Source organism: Arthrobacter sp. AFG20, from assembly GCF_002892795.1.
GTDB lineage: Bacteria > Actinomycetota > Actinomycetes > Actinomycetales > Micrococcaceae > Arthrobacter.
On record NZ_PJMC01000018.1, the window covers coordinates 36,560 to 56,904 of the forward strand.

The following is a 20,345-nucleotide window of genomic DNA, read 5'->3' on the forward strand; positions in this document are numbered from 1 at the left end:
AATATGGCCCGGACATGACGGATAATTCTGTGATGGTAGACACAATGATTTGTGTTTCGTCCGGCCCGTCTTACACACTGTGACCACTCACCGATACACCCGCAATGATGCAGGAGAAGTATGTTTTCCAAGATTCTGGTGGCCAACCGCGGAGAAATCGCAATCCGTGCTTTCCGCGCCGGCTACGAACTGGGCGCCAAGACAGTCGCCGTGTTCCCCAACGAGGACCGCAACTCGATCCACCGCCAGAAGGCCGATGAGGCGTATCTGATCGGCGAAGAGGGCCACCCTGTCCGCGCCTACCTGGACGTCGACGAAGTGGTGCGGGTAGCCAAGGAGTCCGGGGCGGACGCCATCTACCCCGGCTACGGCTTCCTCTCCGAGAACCCCGACCTTGCGCGTGCCGCGAAGGCGGCAGGCATCACCTTCGTGGGCCCGCCCGCGGAGGTCCTGGAACTCGCCGGCAACAAGGTGGCCGCACTGGAGGCCGCCCGCAAGGCTGGCGTCCCCGTGCTGAAGTCCAGCGCGCCGTCGAAGGACCTTGACGAACTGATCGCTGCTGCGGATGAGATCGGTTTCCCCATTTTCGCCAAGGCTGTGGCCGGCGGCGGCGGGCGCGGCATGCGCCGCGTCGACACCCGCGAAGCCCTGCCGGAGGCGCTGCAGTCCGCCATGCGCGAGGCCGACGCCGCCTTCGGTGACCCCACCATGTTCCTCGAGCAGGCCGTGCTCCGCCCTCGCCACATCGAGGTGCAGATCCTGGCCGACGCCGAGGGCAACGTCATGCACCTCTTCGAACGCGACTGTTCCATCCAGCGCCGCCATCAGAAGGTCATCGAGATCGCTCCGGCCCCCAACCTGGACGAAGGCATCCGCCAGGCCCTGTACCGGGACGCCGTGAAGTTCGCCAAGGCCCTGAACTACGTCAACGCCGGAACCGTGGAGTTCCTGGTGGACACTGTGGGCGAACGCGCCGGCCAGCACGTCTTCATCGAAATGAACCCCCGCATCCAGGTGGAGCACACCGTCACGGAAGAGGTCACCGACGTCGACCTCGTCCAGGCGCAGATGCGCATTGCCGCCGGGGAAACCCTGGCTGACCTTGGCCTGTCCCAGGAGACCGTCTTCCTCAAGGGCGCCGCGCTGCAGAGCCGCATCACCACGGAAGACCCGGCCAACGGCTTCCGGCCCGACGTCGGAAAGATCACCGGATACCGCTCCGCCGGCGGCGCCGGCGTCAGGCTCGACGGCGGCACCGTCTACTCGGGTGCCGAAATCAGCCCGCACTTCGACTCCATGCTGGTGAAGCTCACCTGCCGCGGCCGGGACTACCCGTCCGCCGTTGCCAGGGCGCGCCGCGCTTTGGCAGAGTTCCGTATCCGTGGTGTCTCCACCAACATCTCGTTCCTCCAGGCCGTCCTTGACGATCCGGACTTCATCGCCGGCAACGTCGCCACGTCATTCATCGACGAGCGCCCCCAGCTGCTGAAGTCGCGCGTCTCCGCGGACCGCGGCACCAAGCTGCTGACGTGGCTCGCCGAGGTGACCGTGAACAAGCCCAACGGTGAGCTGCCGGTCCGCTCCGACCCGGCAGACAAGCTCCCCGCCGTCACCGGCGCCGAGGCCCGCCCCGGTTCCCGTCAGCGGCTCCTGGAACTCGGCCCGGAGGGCTTCGCCAAGGCGCTGCGTGAACAGAAGGCCGTCGCCGTCACCGACACCACCTTCCGCGATGCCCACCAGTCCCTGCTGGCCACCCGCGTCCGCACGAGGGACCTGGTGGCTGCCGCACCCGCGGTCTCCAACCTCCTGCCGGAACTGCTGTCCGTTGAAGCCTGGGGCGGCGCCACCTACGACGTCGCGCTGCGGTTCCTCGGCGAAGATCCCTGGGACCGGCTGGCCGCGCTGCGCAAGACCCTGCCGAACATCTGCCTGCAGATGCTGCTCCGCGGCCGGAACACTGTGGGCTACACCCCGTACCCCGAGGAAGTGACCGAGGCCTTCGTTAATGAGGCGGCCGCCACCGGCATCGACATCTTCCGCATCTTCGACGCGCTGAACGACGTCAGCCAGATGGCGCCGGCCATCCGCGCGGTGCGGGCCACCGGCACTGCGGTCGCCGAGGTGGCACTGTGCTACACGGGCGACATGCTGGATCCGGAAGAGAAGCTCTACACGCTGGATTACTACCTTGGCCTGGCGGACAAGATTGTCGACGCCGGTGCCCACATCCTGGCCATCAAGGACATGGCAGGCCTGCTGCGTCCGGCAGCCGCCGCGAAGCTTGTCGCGGCACTGCGGGAACGGTTCGACCTCCCGGTCCACCTGCACACCCACGACACCGCCGGTGGCCAGCTGGCCACCCTGATTGCGGCAGTCGACGCAGGCGTCGACGCCGTCGATGTGGCCTCGGCGTCCCTGGCCGGCACCACGAGCCAGCCGTCGGCGTCGGCCCTGGTTGCGGCCCTGGCCCACACGGAACGTGACACGGGGCTCAGCCTGGCCGCGGTCTGTTCCCTCGAGCCCTACTGGGAGGCCGTGCGCAGGGTTTATGCTCCCTTCGAGTCGGGCCTTCCCGGTCCCACAGGCCGCGTGTACCAGCACGAAATCCCCGGCGGGCAGCTGTCCAACCTCCGCCAGCAGGCCATGGCGCTGGGCCTGGGCGAGCGCTTCGAGGCGATCGAGGACATGTACACCGCTGCTGACCGCATCCTGGGCCACCTGGTCAAGGTGACCCCGTCGTCGAAGGTGGTGGGCGACCTCGCCCTGCACCTCGTGGGCCTGAACGCAGACCCGGCCGACTTCAACGAGAACCCGCAGAACTATGACATCCCCGACTCCGTCATCGGGTTCCTGTCCGGCGAGCTGGGGAATCCTCCGGGAGGCTGGCCGGAACCGTTCCGCACCAAGGCCCTCCAGGGCCGTAGCGTCAAGGTGCGCGACGCCGAGCTGAGCGCCGAGGACAGCGCGGCTCTCCGCGGCGACTCGAAGACCCGCCAGCAGACCCTGAACCGGCTCCTTTTCGCGGGGCCGACGAAGGACTACCTCAAGAGCGTCGAGACCTACGGCAACGTGTCCGTCCTGGACACCCGCGACTACCTTTACGGCCTCCAGCGCGGCGAAGAGCACGTGATCCAGCTCGAAAAGGGCGTGCGCCTCATCGCGTCTTTGGAAGCGGTGTCGGAGCCGGACGAGAAGGGCATGCGCTCGGTCATGTGCACGCTCAACGGGCAGTCCCGTCCGGTTTCGGTACGCGACAAGTCCGTGGTCAGCAATGTGAAGACGGCCGAGAAGGCTGACGCGTCCGTGCCGGGTCATGTCGCCGCTCCCTTCGCAGGCGCCGTGACGGTCACCGTCAAGGCGGGCGACACCGTCAACGCCGGCGACACCATTGCCACCATTGAGGCAATGAAGATGGAGGCCTCCATCACGACGCCGGTGGGCGGCAAGGTAACGCGGCTGGCCATTTCCGCTGTGGAACAGGTTCAGGGCGGTGACCTGCTGATCGTCGTCGAATAGATGACTGTTGAGCAGGTGACTGGCGGCTGGAAGGCCGCTGGATAGCCTGCAGGGCGGCCGGCGGCCGCCCTGCAGGTAGGGTGGTAGACAGAAAAAGGTTGTGGGGGACGGCGCTAAGCCGCCCCCACAGCCATTTCCGAGCCACACTGGCTGCCGGAACCCAACCGGCAGCCGGTACGAAACAGAGCGGAAGCCATGACGCAGACCAATACGCCCAAGCCCGGGCCGCGCCCCGACCGGAGGCCTTCAATCTCCCAAAGCATTGTCGTCGACGTTGCGGCGGAGCCCCGGACCGGTCCCGGCGGGGTGTCTCAGGCGGATGCGGCGGACGTATCGGTGACCGGTGACGTGGCTCCGGCAGGGGACATCAGCGTGGTGACCGTTTCCGACGCCCAGGACCGCACCTCTGCCGGATCGCTCCCGGCAGTCGGCGGCGTGGTGCAGCAGGGGACGGTCACATCGGGCGCAGCCACTGCCGCCGAACCGGCCACCGAGCCGGTCGCCATCACTGAAGAAGCGAAGGACCTTCCCGGGCGCCGTGAACGGGCCGAGGGGCCGGAGCCCGCTGCTGCGCTCACCGCCGACCGCCTCCTGACCAGGGCCCCAGCCGCCCCGGTCTCAGGCTGGCGCCGCTGGCTGTACCAGGCCACCCTGGGCTACGTGAACCTTGGCGACTCGGACCAGGTCCGTATCCAGCGGGCCATGGAGCACCGCATCGCCATGCGGCTGGGGGAGCGGACCCGCTACGTGCCGGTGCTCTCGCGCAAGGGCGGAGTGGGCAAGACCACGGTCACAACCCTGCTCGGCATGGTGCTGGCTGAGCTGCGTGAGGACCGGGTCATCGCCATGGATGCGAATCCGGACCGTGGCACCCTTTCGGACCGGTCGCCGGGCAGGGCTGATTTCACGGCCCGCCAGCTGGTGAAGGACAGGTTCACGGTCGACTCGTTCGCGCAGCTGTCCAACTACACTGCGCGGGACGGTTCGCGCCTCGATGTGCTCGCCTCGGATACCGATCCCATGGTGGCGCACGCCTTTGACGACGCCGACTACCGTGCAGTTACCGACATCCTGGGCCGGTATTACTCGATCGTGCTCACCGACTCAGGCACCGGCATGGTGCACTCGGTCATGAAAGGCACGCTGGAGAAGGCCGATGCCGTGGTGCTCGTCTCGGGCGGCAGCGTGGATGAGGCTCGGCTGGCGTCCGAAACGCTGTCCTGGCTTGAAGCCCACGGCCGCCAGGATCTCGTCGCCAAGGCAACAGTGGTCATCAACATGGCTGCCGGCAACCGCACGCTGGTCAACATCGACGAAATTGAGCAGCACTTCCTGTCCCGGGTGAAGAACGTGGTGCGAATTCCTCATGACCGGCACCTGGCGGAAGGCTCAAGGATCCGCCTGGGCCAACTGAAGCCCGCAACCCGCGCCGCAGCCGTGGAGCTGGCCGCGCTGGTGGTGGACGAGCTGCAGCTGGCCTAACCCGCCGCCGTCGGGAGTTTTTGTCCACTTATTGGCCTCTGGAGGCGCCGGAAGCCCCGACAAGTGGACAAAAACTCCAGGCCTAGGCGCGGGTGGGCTTCGGCGACTTGTACATGTCGTCGATCACGCTTTCGAAGTCCTTCATGACCTGCGCGCGCTTGACCTTCATGGACGGGGTCAGGTGGCCGGAGGCTTCGGTGAAGTCGCTCGGCACGATCCGGAACGACTTGATGGCCTCCGCCTGCGACACCGACTGGTTGGCCAGGTTGATGAGCTCCTGCACGGCGGCCTTGACCTCGGCATGCCCGGCAGCGTCGCTCAGGTTCGTGTCCGCCGGCAGGCCGTGGCGCTGCAGCCAGCCCGGGAGGGCTTCCTCATCGAGCGTCACGAGGGCGCCGATGAACGGGCGGTTGTCACCCACGACGAGGACCTGTGACACCAGCGCATCAGCCCGGATCTGGTCCTCGAGCAGCGCGGGAACCACGTTCTTGCCGCCGGCGGTGACAATGATTTCCTTTTTCCGACCGGTAATCAGCAGGTAGCCGTCGTCGTCGAGCTGGCCGATGTCTCCGGTGCGGAACCAGCCATCAGCGAACGACTCCTCCGTCAGGTCGGACCGATTGTAATACCCCCGCATGACGCAGGCGCCCTTGACGAGGATCTCGCCGTCGTCAGCAATTCGGACGCTGTTGCCGGGAATCGGGACGCCGACCGTGCCGATTTTGATCCGCTCCGGCGTGTTGACACTGACGGGTGCCGTGGTTTCGGTGAGCCCATAGCCCTCCAGGATCTGCAGGCCGATGCCCTGGAAGAAGTGGCCCAGCCGCTCGCCCAGCGGGCCCCCGCCGGACACCGCATGGGCCACCTCGCCGCCCATGGCGGCGCGAAGCTTGCCATAGACGAGCTTGTCGAAGATGGCGTGCTTGATCTTCAGGCCCAGGCCAATGCGGCCGGCCTGCCGTGCGCGGGAGTAGGCGATCGCCGTGTCGGCGGCCCTGTGGAAGATCGCGCCCTTGCCGCCGTCTTCGGCCTTGGTGAGGGCCGAGTTGTACACCTTTTCGAACACGCGGGGCACGGCAAGGATGAACGTCGGCTTGTAGCTCTGCAGGTCGGGCAGCAGGTGCTTGATGTCGGGGGTATGCGCCACGGTGACGCCGGCGGCCACCGCCAGGACCGAAATGAAGCGTGCGAAGACATGTGCCAGCGGCAGGAACATGATGGTGCGCGACTGTTCATTGACCACGCCGCTCAGCGAGGTGGCCAGGGCGTTCTCGGACAGCTCCGTGAAGTTTCCGTGGGTCAGTTCGCAGCCTTTGGGCCGGCCGGTGGTGCCCGAGGTGTAGATGATGGTGGCGAGGTCGCGCAGCCCGGCGGAGCGCCGCCGGGCGTCGAGCTCCTCGTCGGTGACGCCGGTGCCGGCCGCACGCACGGTGTCGAGGCCGTCCCCCTCCAGCTGCCACACGTGGGTCAGTGCCGTGAGGCCTTCGGTGGCAACGGCCTGCCGGATGATGTTTTCGTGGTGGTCCGATTCGCCGAATGCAGCGACGGCGCCGGAGTCGCCCAGGTTCCAGGCGACCTGGGAAGGCGACGACGTTTCGTAGATGGGAACGGAAACGCCACCTGCGAACCAGATGGCGAAGTCGATGAGTGCCCACTCATAGCGGGTACGCGACATGATGCCCACTCGGTCGCCTGCACCCACGCCGCTGGCGATGAGCCCCTTGGCGAGGGCGGACACGTCGGCCACAAATTCCTTGGCCCGGATGTCCTGCCACTGGCCGGCGGAGTCGAGGCGCGAAAACAGGGCAGGGTTGGATTCCTTGGCTGCCTGGCGCAGTACAAGGTCCGTGATATTGCTGTCCAGGGGGACGTTCGCCAAGGGCGGAACGCTGAATTCGCGCACGTTAGCTCCTTTGATATCCGTTGGCCGCAGCGGGTAGTCCTAACCTTAGTACGTCGCATGGCCGGGGCCGGCAGATCGAGGTTACCCATCGGTAACTTTACGGTTAAGGGGTGCGTTCCACCAGTCTGCAGGACGTGTCGTTCGGGTGTCCTACCTGCGAAGACTCTCTGCGGCGACACCTAGAATGGGGGACTATGCAGCCCTCCCCGCCCAACGAGCAGCCAGCACCGCCCCTTGACTCCATCCGGAGCGGCCAGCCCGGGGGATGGGCATCCCGGCGTGCGGCGTCGCGGCGCACACTGCCACGGCGCCCGGCGTCGGGATACGGGGGCCAGTTGGCTGGCCACCGCCTGTTCCGGCAGCAACTGCGGCTGGGCCGCCGGGGACTTGCCATCGGCATCGACATTGGCGGCACCAAGGTTGCCGCCGGCGTGGTGGACGCCGAGGGCCGGATCCTGCGCGAGGCACGCCGGTCCACGCCGGGAAGCGATCCGCGTGCGGTGGAGCGCGTCATCGTGGAACTGGTTGAGGAACTGAGCGCCGGTGCCCGGATCCGGTCGGTGGGCATTGGCGCCGCCGGCTGGATGGATCTCGACGGCGGCACGGTGCTGTTCAGCCCGCACCTCGCCTGGCGGAACGAACCGCTGCGGGAGAACCTGCAGCACCTGCTGCGGCGCCCCGTCATGCTGGTTAACGACGCCGACGCTGCGGCCTGGGCCGAGTGGCGTTTCGGCGCCGGGCAGGGGCAGGACCGGCTGGTCTGCATCACCCTTGGCACCGGCATCGGCGGAGCGATGGTGATGGACGGGCGCGTCGAGCGCGGCAGGTTTGGGGTGGCGGGGGAGTTCGGCCACCAGATCATCATGCCCGGCGGCCACCGATGCGAGTGCGGCAACCGTGGCTGCTGGGAACAGTACGCCTCAGGCAACGCCCTCGGCCGGGAGGCTCGGGAACTGGCGGTCGCGAATTCACCGGTGGCGCAGGAACTTCTCAAGGCCGTGGACGGAAGCGCCGAGCGCATCACGGGAGCGACTGTGACGGAACTGGCCATTGCCGGCGACGCCGCCTCCCGGGAACTCCTGGAGGACGTCGGGAACTGGCTCGGTCTGGGGCTGGCGAACCTTGCCGCCGCCCTCGATCCCGGGAAGTTCGTGATTGGCGGCGGTCTGTGCGCGGCCGGCGAACTGCTGGTGGCTCCGGCCCGCAAGGCCTTCGCCCGCAACCTCACCGGCCGCGGATTCCGTCCTGCCGCAGAAATAGACCTGGCCGCCCTGGGGCCGAATGCCGGCCTGATCGGGGCTGCCGACCTGTCCCGGGCCAGTAGCCGTACGCACCGCTGACGGAAGCGTCAGACCCGGGCACCGTCGTCGTTCTCGTCCTTCTCCTGCGGCAGCTTCATGATCAAATACACCACGGCCCCGATGAAGGCGGCTACCATGCCGAGGATTGCCAGCAGCGGCGCGGAGCGCCAAAACATCGACGACAGGACCAGGGCAACCGGAGCGCCGACGGCGCCCAGCCAGGCGAGCATCGTCAGCGGGTCCGTCGCCGAAAGCTTGGGCGGCTCCTCCGGCACGAACTCACCGTCGTCGTCTTCGACGCTGTAGTCGCGCGGGTCCCCGGCGCCGGGGGGAACGTCAGGCTGCCCGGACCGGGCGGCTTTCTCCTGCCCGGTTGCATTCTCCCGGTCGGCGGCCTGCTGCCGCTCGGCGGCTGACAGTTCCTGGGGCGCCCGTGGCGCCAGGCCCAGCGGATCGAAGTCGGTGAAGCGTCTTGCGGCGCCTTCCGGACCGGAACCGGCCTCCGGCTGTTCTGCCCGTGCAGAGCCGGCGTCGTCGGCTGCGTCGTCGCTGGTAGCCGTGCTGTGCCGGGGACCGCCGTGATGGCGCGGGGACTGGGCGGCGGGGGATTCCGCGCCGCCGGGGACGGCGTCCGCATCCGGAGCCGGGCTGTCGCCCTGGAGCCTGGCCACCAGGTCGAGCCAGACGGCGTCATCCTGGTTGGCACTCGGATCGGATGGATTCGAATCGGGCCTATTCATCGGTTGCGCCCTTCTGGCTGGCTGTCGCGGAGTCGGCGGATCCGTGGTGGCCGTCCGTCACAACGGAGCGGATGAAATCCACCGAGCCGCTGAAGATCTGGTCGGCATCGTGGTCCAGCGTGGCCACGTGGTAGCTGTTGTCGAGCCGGGTGAGCTGCAGCGGGGCGTGGATGAGCCCGCGTCGAAGGGCCGTGATGCTGGTATCGGAAACAACGTGGTCCACCGTGGAGCGGAACACGCGGACCGGCGCTGTTATGCGCGGCAGCAGCCGTACCGTGTCCTTGAACATTTTATTCAGTTCGTGGGCGGCGGCCACAGGGGTGCGGGGATATGCGCCCTCGTCGACGCCCTGCTTCCGGATGTCGTTGGCTATTGCCGGCGTGCTCTTGAGGACCAGCTTGAGGACCCCGGCCAGCGGGGCACGGCGGTCATCAATGACAAGGCCGGGGTTGACCACGATGGCTCCGGCGACGGGCCTGGTCGCGGCGATGCGCAGTGCCAGGGCGCCGCCCATGGACAGGCCCGCTGCGAAGACAAGGTCGCATTCGGACTCGAGTTCAAGGTAAGCGGCGTCCATCGCGTCGTGCCACTGCGGCCAGCGGCTGCGGGACAGCTCCTGCCAGGTGGTGCCGTGGCCCGGCAACAGCGGCATCCTGACGGCAAAGCCGGCATCGGCAAACGACTGGGCCCACGAACGCAGGCTGTGCGGGCTGCCGGTGAACCCGTGGGACAGGGCGATGCCGATGGACGGCCCCTCGCCGGAGAAGGGGCTGCTGAACGGACTGTGATCGGGAACTGTGGTCATGACTTCTCCGACGGTATGTGGCTTTGGGAATGCAGCTGGAAAAACCGCGCCGAGGACTCGAAAATTTCCTCGGCGTCCGTGTCCAGCGTAGCCACGTGACCGCTGTTCCTGAGCAGCACCACGTCGAGGGCCGCCGAGCCGAGGCGCCTCCGGATCAGGCTCAGCGAAGACGGGGGTACCACTGCGTCATTGGCCGATTTGAAGACCAGTACCGGGGCAGTGATCCGCGGCAGGCCGCGGACGGCGGCAGCGAACAACCTCTTCAGCTGGTGAACCGCCGCCAGCGGCGTGAGGGAGTAGTCGCCGTCGTCCGTGGGGGGCGCCGTCGAATTTTCCTCCGCCAGGGGCACGGTGGTCCTTTGGACGTACTTCAGCAGGCCAATGACGCGGACGCGCCGGTCGTAAAAGCTCAGGCCCGGATTGACGACGGCGACGCCCGCCACGTCGTGGCGGGATGCGGTGAGCAGGGCGATGGCGCCGCCCATGGAGAGGCCTGCCACGTAGCATTCGTCGGTCCTGGCAGCTAGTTCCAGATACGACTGTTCGAAGGCGCCGTGCCACTCCCGCCATCCTGTCCTGGCCAGTTCCTGCCAGCTCGTGCCATGCCCGGGGAGCAGTGGAACGGTGACGGCGAAGCCGCGCCCGGCCAGGAATTCAGCCCAGGGCAGGATGCTGAGGGGACTGCCGGTGAAGCCGTGGGAAATCGCTATTCCGATCCGCGCATTGGCTCCGTGTCCCGCGTAGCTGAAAGCGGCGGGCCTTATGCGGTCGCTGCTTTCTGTCATGAATCCATCGTGTCACTGTTCCGGACAATTCTCACTAGAGTAGGGTTGCATTGCAGTGCCGCCGGGCCCTTTGGAACGCCCGGGCGGTAGCCTTCCGGAGAGGTAAGACACGTGTTCTATTGGGTCATGAAGCGGATCTTCCTGGGGCCGGTGGTCCGCACCCTCTTCCGGCCGTGGGTCAAAGGGCTGGACAACATCCCGTCCGAGGGGGCGGCCATTATCGCCTCCAACCACCTTTCATTTTCGGACTCTATCTTCATGCCGCTGATGGTGCCGCGGCCCGTCATTTTCCTGGCCAAATCCGAGTACTTCACGGGCAAGGGGCTCAAAGGCCGGCTGACCGCCCTGTTCTTCCGGCTGACCAACCAGCTCCCCATGGACCGTTCCGGGGGCGCGGCCTCGGCGGCCTCACTCGATGCGGGCATGGACGTGCTCACCCACGGCGGACTGCTGGGCATCTACCCCGAGGGGACGCGCAGCCCCGACTCGCGGCTGTACCGCGGAAAGGTGGGGGTGGCCAGGCTGGCCCTCCAGGCCGGTGTCCCCGTCATCCCCGTGGCGATGATCGGAACGGACAAGGTTCAGCCCATCGGCAAGCGGCTGCCGAACATCCGGCGGATCGGCATGATCTTCGGCAAGCCCCTGGATTTCAGCAGGTACGAGGGCATGGCCGATGACCGGTTGATCCAGCGGTCTGTCACGGACGAGGTCATGTACGAGCTCATGCGGCTCTCCGGGCAGGAATACGTGGACGAGTACGCCTCGGTGGTCAAGCTCAGGCTGGCGGGGAAGGCCGGGCCGGAGCCGGGCGAGGCCGGTTCCTCCCGGTCGGCGTCGTAAATGTCCGTGCCGCCGTGTGTCGGTAACGCCCTGTGTCTGTGACGCAGGGGCAGGGGTCTGTGACGCAGGGGCCCGGCGCATGACAGTCCGGGTGTCCCGAGCCGGTCCGGCCAACTACTCTTAGTAGTGTGACTGAGCTATCTGCAAAACCTGCCTCTTCCATGACCAGCACTTCACAGAGCGGTGCGGCCAACTATCCGGGACTCGACAACTGGCGGGACCTTCCCATCTCCCAGCAGCCGAGCTGGCAGGACTCCGAGGTCTTCAACGCATCCGTCAAGGAACTGTCGGCGCTCCCGCCGCTCGTTTTCGCCGGCGAGGTGGACATCCTCCGCGAGCGTCTCGCCGCCGCGGCCCAGGGCAAGGCCTTCCTGCTCCAGGGAGGTGACTGCGCAGAAACCTTTGAGGGTGCCACGGCCGACAAGATCAGCGCACGGGTGAAGACGATCCTGCAGATGGCAGTGGTCCTGACCTACGGCGCGGCGATGCCCGTCATCAAAATGGGGCGCATGGCCGGCCAGTTCGCCAAGCCACGCTCCTCCAACGATGAGACCCGTGACGGCGTGACGCTGCCGGCCTACCGGGGCGACATCGTGAACGGCTACGACTTCACCCCCGAGTCGCGGGGCCACGACGCCAGCCGCATGCTGCGCGCTTACCACACCTCTGCTTCCACGCTGAACCTCATCCGGGCATTCACCCAGGGCGGATTCGCGGACCTCCGTCTGGTGCACACCTGGAACAAGGGCTTCACCGAGAATCCTGCCCACGCCCGCTACGAATCCCTCGCGCGGGACATCGACCGCGCCATCAAGTTCATGGCATCCTGCGGCGCCGACTTCGAAGCCCTGAAGCGGGTTGAGTTCTTTGCCAGCCATGAGGCCCTCCTGCTCGACTACGAGCGTGCGCTGACCCGCATCGACTCCCGCACCGGCCTGCCCTACGGCACCTCAGGCCACTTCCTGTGGATCGGCGAGCGTACGCGCGAGCTGGACCACGCCCACGTGGACTACCTGTCCAGGGTCCGCAACCCGATCGGCGTCAAGCTGGGCCCGTCCACGTCCGGCGACGACGCCCTGCGCCTCATCGACAAACTGGATCCCGAGCGCGAACCCGGCAGGCTCACGTTCATCACCCGCATGGGTGCCGGTAACATCCGCGAGAAGCTCCCGTCCCTCGTGGAGAAGGTCACCGCCTCCGGCGCCCAGGTCCTGTGGGTCACGGACCCGATGCACGGCAACACCGTCACCTCACCCAACGGCTACAAGACCCGGAATTTCGACGACGTCATCGACGAGGTGCGCGGGTTCTTCGAAGTGCACCATGCCCTGGGGACGGTTCCGGGTGGCCTCCACGTCGAGATGACCGGGGATGACGTGGCCGAATGCCTCGGCGGCGCCGACCCCATCGACCAGGAAGCGTTCCTCGACCGCTACGAGTCGGTCTGCGATCCCCGGTTGAACCACATGCAGTCGCTGGAGATGGCGTTCCTCGTGGCGGGCGCGCTCACCCGCCGCTAACCGGCCCCGGGCAGATCCAGCAACACAACGAAGACCGGCGCCGGGAGCACAGACTCCCCGGCGCCGGTCTTTTGCTCGTCGTCGCGGCTACACCACGGTGAGGGTGATGACGGAGCCCTCGGGTACCTCTGTGTCCACGGGATCCTGGTCCCGCACCGTGCCGAAGAAGCCGCCGAGGACTTCGTTGACGCGGACTTCGAAACCGCGCTTCTCCAAGGCTTCGCGGGCCTCCCGGACCTGCTTGCCGATGTAGTTGGGCACCTTCACGAGCTTGGGCCCCTCGGAAATCGTCAGGGTGACCGTTTGGCCCCTTGTCAGCGTTCCCGAAGCGGGTTCCTGGCTGACCACGGCCCCCTTCGGAACGTTCCTGTCGTGCACCGTTTCGTCGGCCACCACAGCTTTGAGTCCGGCAGCTTCAATTGAGCGGACGGCCTCCTCCTGGTCCTGTCCGCGCACGTCCGGCACCGGAATGGGCTGCGGGCCCTTCGAAACTGTGAGGCTCACCGGCGTGCCGTGCCGCACGGGCGTTCCCGCCGCCGGGGCCTGGCCCAGGACCGTTCCTGCCGGAATCTCCTCGTCGAATTTCCCGGTGACTCTGCCCAGGGCCATCTCGGCGCCGTTAAGTGCTTCCTTGGAGGCGTCAAGCGTCTTGCCCGTCAGTTGCGGCAGGGGAAACAGCTGCGGACCCTTGGACACGAACAGCGAGACAGGCTGGAATTTGCGGATTTCGGTTCCGGCACCGGGTTCGGATCCCACTACCAGACCGGCCTTGACGTCGTCATCGAAGACGTCCTGGGTGCTGGACTGGAAGCCTGCGTCCCGGAGCAGTCGCTGGGCCTCCGCCACTGTCCTGTTTGCCACGACCGGCACGGTTCCGGGGGAGCCTGGTCCCATGCCGAAGAACCATCCCGCGCCGGTGGCAAGGAGGGCGAGGAGCACCAGGACAACAATCCAAAGCGCGCCCCGGCGCCGGGAATTCCCCTCCCGGAGCGTCCGGACGGGAGTGGCAGCGGCGCGCGACCGTTCCTTTTGTGCGTGGCGGTCCAGTTTCCGCTGTTCCCGCTTGCTCAGGGGGAGCGGGGCCGCCTCCGCGTCGTCGTCGTCGAATCCGTAGGACGGGAGGACCGGGCCTGGCCTTGAAGAGGCGGGGGTTGGAGAGACAGGGGTGGCAAACACGGTGGTCGGGTTGCTGGTCCGCGAAATGACTTCTGTGGGGCGGCCCCGGGGGACTTCATCGCCGTGAATGGGTGCCAGCAGTTCTGTGTGGTTTCCCGGGCTTGTTTGGGTTGCCTGGTTTTCCTGTGCTCCCGGCCCGCCCTGGCCAGGCGGGCTTCCAGGCATTCGGGACGGCATGCGGGCGGGTGCGGGCGGAGCGCCCGTGCCGCGCGGGCCGGCGTCGGGGACTGTGCCCGCCGCGGCGGCCGCCTGAATGGCCGCAGGGGGTTGCAGATCAAGTTCGGAGTCGGTGAGATTGGTCCGGATATGGCGGAGTTCCGCCAGCAGGGCATTGCCGTCCACCGGCCGCTGCTCGGGGTCGCTGGCGGTACACCACTGCACGAGTTCATCCACCTCTTCCGCGAGCCCGGGAACCAGTCCAGAGGGAGCGCCCACAGTGGAATTCACGTGCTGGTAGGCCACCTGGATGGGGACGTCGCCCTCGAACGGCTGGCGTCCGGTGAGCATCTCGAACAGCATGATGCCCGTGGCGTAGATGTCGCTTCGTGCGTCGGCCGCTTTGCCAAGGACCAGTTCCGGCGAGAGGTATGCGACGGTGCCAATCAGGGCGCCTGTGCTGGTGGTCGTTGTCACGGCGCGCGCGAGGCCGAAGTCACCGATCTTGATCCGGCCGTCGTCGGCGATCAGGACGTTCTCCGGCTTGACGTCGCGGTGGATCATGCCTGCGGCATGGGCAGCCCCCAGGCCTTCCACCACCGGATCGATGAGTGCCAGGGCCAGCCGGGGGGACAGGGCACCCTTGCTGTTGATGACATCGCGGAGGGTGTGTCCCTTGATGTACTCCATCACGAGGTAGGCCGTGTCTCCGTCGTGCCCCTGATCGAGGACGCCAACCACATGTGGGTGTGAGAGCTTTGCCGCTGCACGTGCTTCGCGGGCCAGGCGGTCGAGGAAATTGCCGTCGTTGACCAGGTGGGGATGCAGGACTTTCAGTGCGACATCACGGTCCAGCCTCTGGTCCGTGGCCACATAGACGGTGGACATCCCGCCCCGCGCCAACCGGGACTTCACCTGGTAGCGGTTGTCCACCAGCGATCCAACGAAACTGCCTAAAGCGTTTTCCTGCACTCTTCGATACTAAGTGCTGCACGGAAACGGGTCCGAATCAACATGCGATCCGGACCCGTATCGTTATGCTCCCGGCGGCCGGGTATTTCGGCCTTGAGGCCAATTCAGGGCATCAGCTGAAGGTCCTGCGGTGTGCCTTGATGGCTGCCACGTAGTGCTTCGTGTCGGTGTACATCCCGTGCTTGCTGACGGAGTACTGACCCTGGTAGTAGCCGGCGATGGCGTAATCCAGGTTCTTGCTGGTCCGGATCAGCTGGCGGATGATCGCCACTCCGGCGGTGGCGTTGTCGTACGGGTCAAGCAGGTTCAGCTTCCGGCCCACGAGATCGGATGCCCAGTCACCAGAGGAGGGGATGACCTGCATGGTGCCGATGGCGTTGGCCGGTGACACTGCCCGCTGGTTGAACCCGGATTCCTGGTAGGCGAAGGCCTGTGCCAGTGCCGGATCCACGCCCATCCTCCGCGCCGTGTCGGCCACGATGGACTGCATCTGGGCCAGGGACGGAACCGGCGAGGCGTTGAGCAGGGCCTTGTTTTTGTTGGCCGAGCTGACCACAGCTGCCGGGTAGGTGTACCCGAGGAAGGAGCTGGGCACGAGCGGCGTGACGCTGGAAGCCGGCTGGACGGTGCCGGTCTTCCCGGGAATGGCGAGCTTCTGGCCGGGGTAGATGACGCTGGTGACCTTTAGCCGGTTCGCTGACAGGATGGCCGCGAGCTTGACGCCATGCCTGGATGCGATGCCGGACAGTGTGTCCCCGGACTTGATGACATAGGAGGCTGAGCGGGTGGTGGCCGGTGCTGCCGTCTTGGCCGGGGCCGCCGCGACAGCGGTGCCGGCACCGAGCCGGATCTTCTGGCCGGGGTAGATGATCGATGACACCTTGAGCCCGTTCCAGCTGAGCACCTGGGAGAGCCTGACGCCGTGCCGCCCGGCGATGCCGCCCAACGTGTCGCCGGACTTGACGGTGTACGTCCTGGCAGCGGTGGCGGCGGGCGCGGCAGCAGCCTTGGCCGCGGGAGCCGCGACAGCCTTCAGCTTGATCCGCTGCCCCGGGTAGATCACGGAATTCGACTTCAGGTTGTTGAGCTTCAGCACGGAAGGGGTGCTCAGCCCGTACCGGCCGGCGATGCCGCTGACCGTGTCCCCGCGGACCACCGTGTGGGCCGTGGGCGTGACACGGGTGGGCTGAAGGCCTGAAGGAAGCGCAGCCGGCACGGAGGCTGCAGGGATGATGCCCGCTTTGACTGCGGCCGCCTGGGCCTCAATGGCGGCGGCAAGCGTCGCGGGCACCGTCTGGGGCCGGACGTCGGCCGCTGCGGGCTGGGCGACCGCAAGGGAGGAAAGCATGACGGCTGGGAGCGTGGCCGTCGTGGCCGCGATCAGTGGCAGGCCCGGCCGGGGTGACTGCTTAGTGGAGCGGGTCGTCGTCATGGGAAAGATCCTCTTCTCAGCGGCGAATGCTGTCGGTCATGCCAGTTGCTCGTGATAGCTATGTTACTGATGTTAATCGTGTTACGAATGTTATCTATGTGAATCTCTCACGATTTTTCGGATAGCACAAGAATCAGATTTCAGCCGGAAGGTCCACCGGGATGGGAGTGTCGCGCGCCAAAATGGAGCGCGCGCACACAGTCGCCGATTCAACTAGGCTTGCGGGCGTCCGCCATGGCAACCTTGACCCGTGAGTACTGTAGAAACCCTTGTAGGCGACTGGTTGCCCCTGCCCGACGTTGCCCAGTTGCTGGATGTGTCCATTACCAAAGTCCACGGGCTCCTTGACGAGCGCGCGCTGGCCGCCCTGCGGATCGGGGAACGCCGGATCCGTTCGGTGCCCGCGGCATTCCTCCAGGACGGCCACGCCGTGGACAGCCTCAAGGGCACCATCGTTGTGCTGGCAGACGCGGGCTTCTCGGACGAGGAGCTTATCCGCTGGCTCTTTACCCCTGACGAGTCACTGCGCGGGCGGCCCATCGATGCCCTCCGCGAGGGGCGCAAGACGGAAATCCGCCGCCGGGCGCAGTCCCTGGCCTGGTAATAAACCCAGCCTGGTAATAAACCCAGTGTGATCAAACGGGCCGGGCCAGCCGATCAGGCGGCCCGGCTCACTGTCGCTTCAGCCAACCGCCGCAGCGCGGTCTTGGGGAGGTCTTCCAGCGGCAGAAGCTCGAGGGCTGCGTACGCCGCGGCGCCGAACTCCTCGATCAGCACCTCCGTGGCCTGCAGGGCTCCGCAGTCCGCAATGATCCGGCGGATCTCGGCCACGTCGTCCTCGCCCAGCTCGGGGCTGCCGAGCTTTGAGTCGATGAACGCGGACTCCTCGGGGGAGGCCAGGTCCAGGGCGAAGGCCACGAGCACTGTCCGCTTGCCCTCCCGAAGGTCGTCTCCCGCGGGCTTTCCGGTGGTCACCGGGTCCCCGAAGACGCCCAGGACGTCGTCGCGAAGCTGGAAGGCCTCGCCCAAGGGGAGCGCGAACGCGGAGTAGCCCCGGAGCAGTTCGTCAGAGGCCCCGCCGAGCGCCCCGCCCAGGGCAAGCGGATGTTCGGTCGAGTACTTGGCCGATTTGAAACGGATGATTGACTGGGCGCGGCTGACGGCCCCGGCGCGGTCCCGGACTGGCCCGGCCACCTCTTCGAGGATGTCCAGATACTGGCCGGCCATGACCTCCGAACGCATCAGGTTGAAGATCAGCCTTGCCCTGCTTCCTGAGGCCGCCGTTTCGCCGATGTCCGTGAAGGCTTCCTCGCTGAAGGACAAGCACAGGTCGCCGGCCAGGATGGCGGCGGCGTGGCCGAAGCGTTCGCTGTCGAGGGCCCAGCCCTGGGACTCGTGGAGCTGGCTGAAGCGGCGGTGCACGCTGGGTCCGCCCCGGCGGGTGTCCGACCGGTCGATGATGTCGTCGTGGATCAGGGCGGCGGCCTGGAACAGCTCAAGGGCCGCGCCTGCTGTGATGATGTCCTCGGCGGAAGCAGGACCGCCCGCTCCGCGCCATCCCCAGTAGCACATGAGGGCGCGGAGCCGCTTTCCGCCGGTGACCAGGTTGGAGATGGATCCCATGATGGGATCGATGTCCGGCGAGATTGCCAGCATGATCGACTGCCGGGTGGTCAGGAAGTCTGTAAGCTTTCCCGCTACGGCGGCCACGAAGTCCGCCTGCTCCACGCGAAGCTGCTCGGCCACCATCACTTGACGGACTCGGGAGTCACGTTGGCGCCGATGGTGAAGGTTGAAACCCCGCCCGTTGCCGGGACGGCGATATTTACGGTCTCGCTTCCCGCCCGGACAAAGTCCTTCGACACCACGCTTCCCACAGCGTTGCCGGGAACAGCCGTAAAGCCCTGCCCCTCCAGGGCTCTGGTGTAGTAGGCGACGACGGCGGCCGGCTTGGCGGAGATGGAGCCAACCAGTGCGACGGTGGCCGGGGAGGCTGACTTGTCGAAGCTGCTGGCCACCACCTTGGCCCCGGGCATCACGGGCACCAGCTTTGACGGGAAGCCGGCGACGAGCGCTCCCACGGTGGCCGACGTGCCGGGGGACGCAGACGGGCTGGCGGTTGCCGTCGGGGACGCCGTGGCGGCTGCTGCGTTCGTTGCCGCGGCCGCGGCCGAGGCCGATGCCGTCGCCGCGGGCGTTGCGGAACCGGGCGCCTGTGCCGTGCACGCTGACGCCGCCGCCACTACGGCCGCTCCAGCGGCGAGCAGCCCAAGACGGGCAGGCATGAGCGTTCCAATGACCTTCACAGGTGCGGTCCTCCTGGGTGTTGATGCCGGATTCAGCCTCCAGTTTAGTCAGGTGCAGGGCATAGGATTGCAGATGTGGGGCCGGACGACGACAGGGAGCAGGCGGCAGCGCGGCTGCGGGACTTTCGGCGGGCAAGCATCATGCACGTCGATATGGACGCTTTTTTTGTCTCGGTTGAACTGCGCGCCCGCCCTGATCTGCGTGGCCGGCCGGTGATAGTGGGCTTTCCGGCGGAGCGTTCCGTTGTGCTGTCAGCTTCGTACGAGGCACGCAGGTTCGGCGTGAAATCGGCGATGCCCATGGCCGTGGCCCACAGGCTGTGTCCGCAGGCCGTTGTCATCGAGCCCAGGCACAAGCTGTACTACGAAGTCTCCGGCCAGCTGATGGGCATCTTCGAGTCCATTACCGACCTCGTTGAGCCGCTCAGTGTGGACGAGGCATTCCTTGACGTCGGAGGGGCAATCCGCAGGCTTGGTCCGCCGAGTGACATAGGGCAGTTGATCCGGAGAAGGGTTGCCAGCGAACTGGGCATCACGGCGTCCGTGGGGATCGCCGCCAGCAAGTTTGTGGCCAAGATCGCTTCCACCCGGTGCAAACCGGATGGGCTGCTGCTCATCCGTCCGGAGCAGACCGTCCCGTATCTTCACAGCCTTCCGGTCAACGCCCTGTGGGGTGTTGGAGGCAAGACGGCAGAAGTGTTGGCCCGCATGGGAATCCGTACCGTGGCCGATGTCGCCGCGACGCCGGTCTCCTCACTTAAGAAGGTGCTGGGTGCAACCGGCGAACACGTTCACCGGCTCTCGTGGGGTATCGACAGCCGGACCGTCACCCCGGTGCGGGTGGAGAAGAGCATCGGAGCGGAGGAAACGTTCGCCTCGGACACGGCCGACGATGCCCTGCTGCACCGGGAGTTGCTGCGACTGTCCCACCGCACTGCCGAGCGGCTGCGCGCTTCCGGGCTGGTGGCCCGGACTGTGGCGCTCAAGCTGCGGTACGCCGATTTCTCGACGGTGACCCGAAGCCGCACGGTCCACACGCCACTGGACAGCGCGCAGCTCATCTATGCCGTGGCCATCCAGCTGCTGGAGTCGCTGGGCAGCCGGCCCCTGATGGTCCGGCTAGTGGGTGTCCGTGCGGAGCAACTGGAAGCGGCCGCCCAGACCTCCCTTCAGCTCAGCCTGGACAGGCGCGACGACAACTGGCGGGCCGCTGAACAGGCGCTGGACAAGGTGGCGGAGAAGTTCGGCAGCAAGTCCGTGCTTCCGGCCCGGCTGCTTGAGCCGGGAAGCAGCAACTCCTAACGTGATTCCTGCGACACGCGGGCGCGGGAAACCGTGTTCATGGCCGCGGGTCAGTGTCAGGTCAAGGGCCCGGGAAGTCATGCCGCCCGTGAACAGCGTCTTTCAGAAC

15 protein-coding genes are annotated in these 20,345 nt (G+C 66.8%); 7 read left to right on the forward strand and 8 right to left on the reverse strand.

Annotated features, from left to right (window positions below; all coding sequences use genetic code 11):
• The first annotated feature begins 120 nt into the window (after positions 1 to 120).
• Together CXZ05_RS18310 and CXZ05_RS18315 are read left to right on the forward strand one after the other, a co-directional pair.
• Positions 121 to 3,516, forward strand: a complete 3,396-nt coding sequence (locus CXZ05_RS18310; RefSeq protein ID WP_102973950.1) for a pyruvate carboxylase — start codon at positions 121 to 123, stop codon at positions 3,514 to 3,516.
• A gap of 195 nt (positions 3,517 to 3,711) precedes the next feature.
• Positions 3,712 to 4,998, forward strand: a complete 1,287-nt coding sequence (locus CXZ05_RS18315; RefSeq protein WP_102973951.1) for a MinD/ParA family protein — start codon at positions 3,712 to 3,714, stop codon at positions 4,996 to 4,998.
• Positions 4,999 to 5,080: 82 nt separating this feature from the next.
• On the opposite strand, the gene CXZ05_RS18320 is transcribed toward CXZ05_RS18315, so the two are convergent.
• Complete coding sequence (locus CXZ05_RS18320) at positions 5,081 to 6,901, reverse strand: long-chain fatty acid--CoA ligase (RefSeq protein WP_102973952.1); 1,821 nt, start codon at positions 6,899 to 6,901, stop codon at positions 5,081 to 5,083.
• Between the two features lie 194 nt (positions 6,902 to 7,095).
• On the opposite strand from CXZ05_RS18320, the gene CXZ05_RS18325 reads away from it, so the two are divergent.
• Positions 7,096 to 8,241 carry an ROK family glucokinase gene (locus CXZ05_RS18325; RefSeq protein ID WP_258006637.1) on the forward strand — a complete coding sequence of 382 codons (1,146 nt, stop codon included), beginning with the start codon at positions 7,096 to 7,098 and terminating at the stop codon, positions 8,239 to 8,241.
• A gap of 8 nt (positions 8,242 to 8,249) precedes the next feature.
• Here the strand turns inward: CXZ05_RS18325 and CXZ05_RS18330 are convergent, their stop codons facing one another.
• From CXZ05_RS18330 to CXZ05_RS18340, 3 genes are read right to left on the reverse strand one after another with little or no spacing between them, the layout of a single operon-like run.
• The gene (locus CXZ05_RS18330; RefSeq protein WP_102973953.1) at positions 8,250 to 8,942 is read right to left on the reverse strand and encodes a GlsB/YeaQ/YmgE family stress response membrane protein; all 693 of its coding nucleotides are present in this window, start codon (positions 8,940 to 8,942) and stop codon (positions 8,250 to 8,252) included.
• Positions 8,935 to 9,747: a carboxylesterase gene (locus CXZ05_RS18335; protein WP_102973954.1), complete on the reverse strand. Its 813-nt coding sequence runs from the start codon at positions 9,745 to 9,747 to the stop codon at positions 8,935 to 8,937. The genes CXZ05_RS18330 and CXZ05_RS18335 overlap by 8 nt, the downstream gene beginning before the upstream one ends.
• Positions 9,744 to 10,532: a carboxylesterase gene (locus CXZ05_RS18340; protein WP_102973955.1), complete on the reverse strand. Its 789-nt coding sequence runs from the start codon at positions 10,530 to 10,532 to the stop codon at positions 9,744 to 9,746. Before CXZ05_RS18340 ends, CXZ05_RS18335 begins: the two co-directional genes overlap by 4 nt.
• Before the next feature lie 111 nt (positions 10,533 to 10,643).
• Between CXZ05_RS18340 and CXZ05_RS18345 the strand changes: the two genes are divergently transcribed.
• Together CXZ05_RS18345 and CXZ05_RS18350 are read left to right on the forward strand one after the other, a co-directional pair.
• Positions 10,644 to 11,372 carry a 1-acyl-sn-glycerol-3-phosphate acyltransferase gene (locus CXZ05_RS18345; RefSeq protein WP_102973956.1) on the forward strand — a complete coding sequence of 243 codons (729 nt, stop codon included), beginning with the start codon at positions 10,644 to 10,646 and terminating at the stop codon, positions 11,370 to 11,372.
• Positions 11,373 to 11,500: 128 nt separating this feature from the next.
• The gene (locus CXZ05_RS18350; protein ID WP_180987449.1) at positions 11,501 to 12,892 is read left to right on the forward strand and encodes a class II 3-deoxy-7-phosphoheptulonate synthase; all 1,392 of its coding nucleotides are present in this window, start codon (positions 11,501 to 11,503) and stop codon (positions 12,890 to 12,892) included.
• 87 nt (positions 12,893 to 12,979) lie between these two features.
• On the opposite strand, the gene CXZ05_RS18355 is transcribed toward CXZ05_RS18350, so the two are convergent.
• Positions 12,980 to 15,196: a Stk1 family PASTA domain-containing Ser/Thr kinase gene (locus CXZ05_RS18355; RefSeq protein WP_102973958.1), complete on the reverse strand. Its 2,217-nt coding sequence runs from the start codon at positions 15,194 to 15,196 to the stop codon at positions 12,980 to 12,982.
• A 112-nt stretch (positions 15,197 to 15,308) separates the two neighbouring features.
• Complete coding sequence (locus tag CXZ05_RS18360) at positions 15,309 to 16,628, reverse strand: lytic transglycosylase domain-containing protein (protein WP_102973959.1); 1,320 nt, start codon at positions 16,626 to 16,628, stop codon at positions 15,309 to 15,311.
• A gap of 250 nt (positions 16,629 to 16,878) precedes the next feature.
• Between CXZ05_RS18360 and CXZ05_RS18365 the strand changes: the two genes are divergently transcribed.
• On the forward strand, positions 16,879 to 17,232 hold the full coding sequence (locus tag CXZ05_RS18365; protein WP_102973960.1) for an Rv2175c family DNA-binding protein: 354 nt from the start codon (positions 16,879 to 16,881) through the stop codon (positions 17,230 to 17,232).
• Between the two features lie 53 nt (positions 17,233 to 17,285).
• On the opposite strand, the gene CXZ05_RS18370 is transcribed toward CXZ05_RS18365, so the two are convergent.
• Entirely contained in the window at positions 17,286 to 18,380 is a 1,095-nt protein-coding gene (locus tag CXZ05_RS18370; RefSeq protein WP_102973961.1) for a polyprenyl synthetase family protein, read from the reverse strand.
• Positions 18,377 to 18,913 carry a hypothetical protein gene (locus CXZ05_RS18375; protein WP_102974005.1) on the reverse strand — a complete coding sequence of 179 codons (537 nt, stop codon included), beginning with the start codon at positions 18,911 to 18,913 and terminating at the stop codon, positions 18,377 to 18,379. Before CXZ05_RS18375 ends, CXZ05_RS18370 begins: the two co-directional genes overlap by 4 nt.
• Before the next feature lie 162 nt (positions 18,914 to 19,075).
• On the opposite strand from CXZ05_RS18375, the gene dinB reads away from it, so the two are divergent.
• Positions 19,076 to 20,236, forward strand: a complete 1,161-nt coding sequence (gene dinB / locus CXZ05_RS18380; protein ID WP_374754675.1) for a DNA polymerase IV — start codon at positions 19,076 to 19,078, stop codon at positions 20,234 to 20,236.
• Positions 20,237 to 20,345 lie beyond the last annotated feature (109 nt).

Bases quoted from the DNA above. Each gene is read 5' to 3' on its own strand.
- CXZ05_RS18310 (WP_102973950.1), top strand. From the start codon at position 121: ATGTTTTCCAAGATTCTGGTGGCCAACCGCGGAGAAATCGCAATCCGT.
- CXZ05_RS18315 (WP_102973951.1), top strand. From the start codon at position 3,712: ATGACGCAGACCAATACGCCCAAGCCCGGGCCGCGCCCCGACCGGAGG.
- CXZ05_RS18325 (WP_258006637.1), top strand. From the start codon at position 7,096: ATGCAGCCCTCCCCGCCCAACGAGCAGCCAGCACCGCCCCTTGACTCC.
- CXZ05_RS18330 (WP_102973953.1), bottom strand. From the start codon at position 8,942: ATGAATAGGCCCGATTCGAATCCATCCGATCCGAGTGCCAACCAGGAT.
- CXZ05_RS18335 (WP_102973954.1), bottom strand. From the start codon at position 9,747: ATGACCACAGTTCCCGATCACAGTCCGTTCAGCAGCCCCTTCTCCGGC.
- CXZ05_RS18340 (WP_102973955.1), bottom strand. From the start codon at position 10,532: ATGACAGAAAGCAGCGACCGCATAAGGCCCGCCGCTTTCAGCTACGCG.
- CXZ05_RS18360 (WP_102973959.1), bottom strand. From the start codon at position 16,628: ATGACGACGACCCGCTCCACTAAGCAGTCACCCCGGCCGGGCCTGCCA.
- CXZ05_RS18375 (WP_102974005.1), bottom strand. From the start codon at position 18,913: ATGCCTGCCCGTCTTGGGCTGCTCGCCGCTGGAGCGGCCGTAGTGGCG.
- dinB (WP_374754675.1), top strand. From the start codon at position 19,076: ATGCACGTCGATATGGACGCTTTTTTTGTCTCGGTTGAACTGCGCGCC.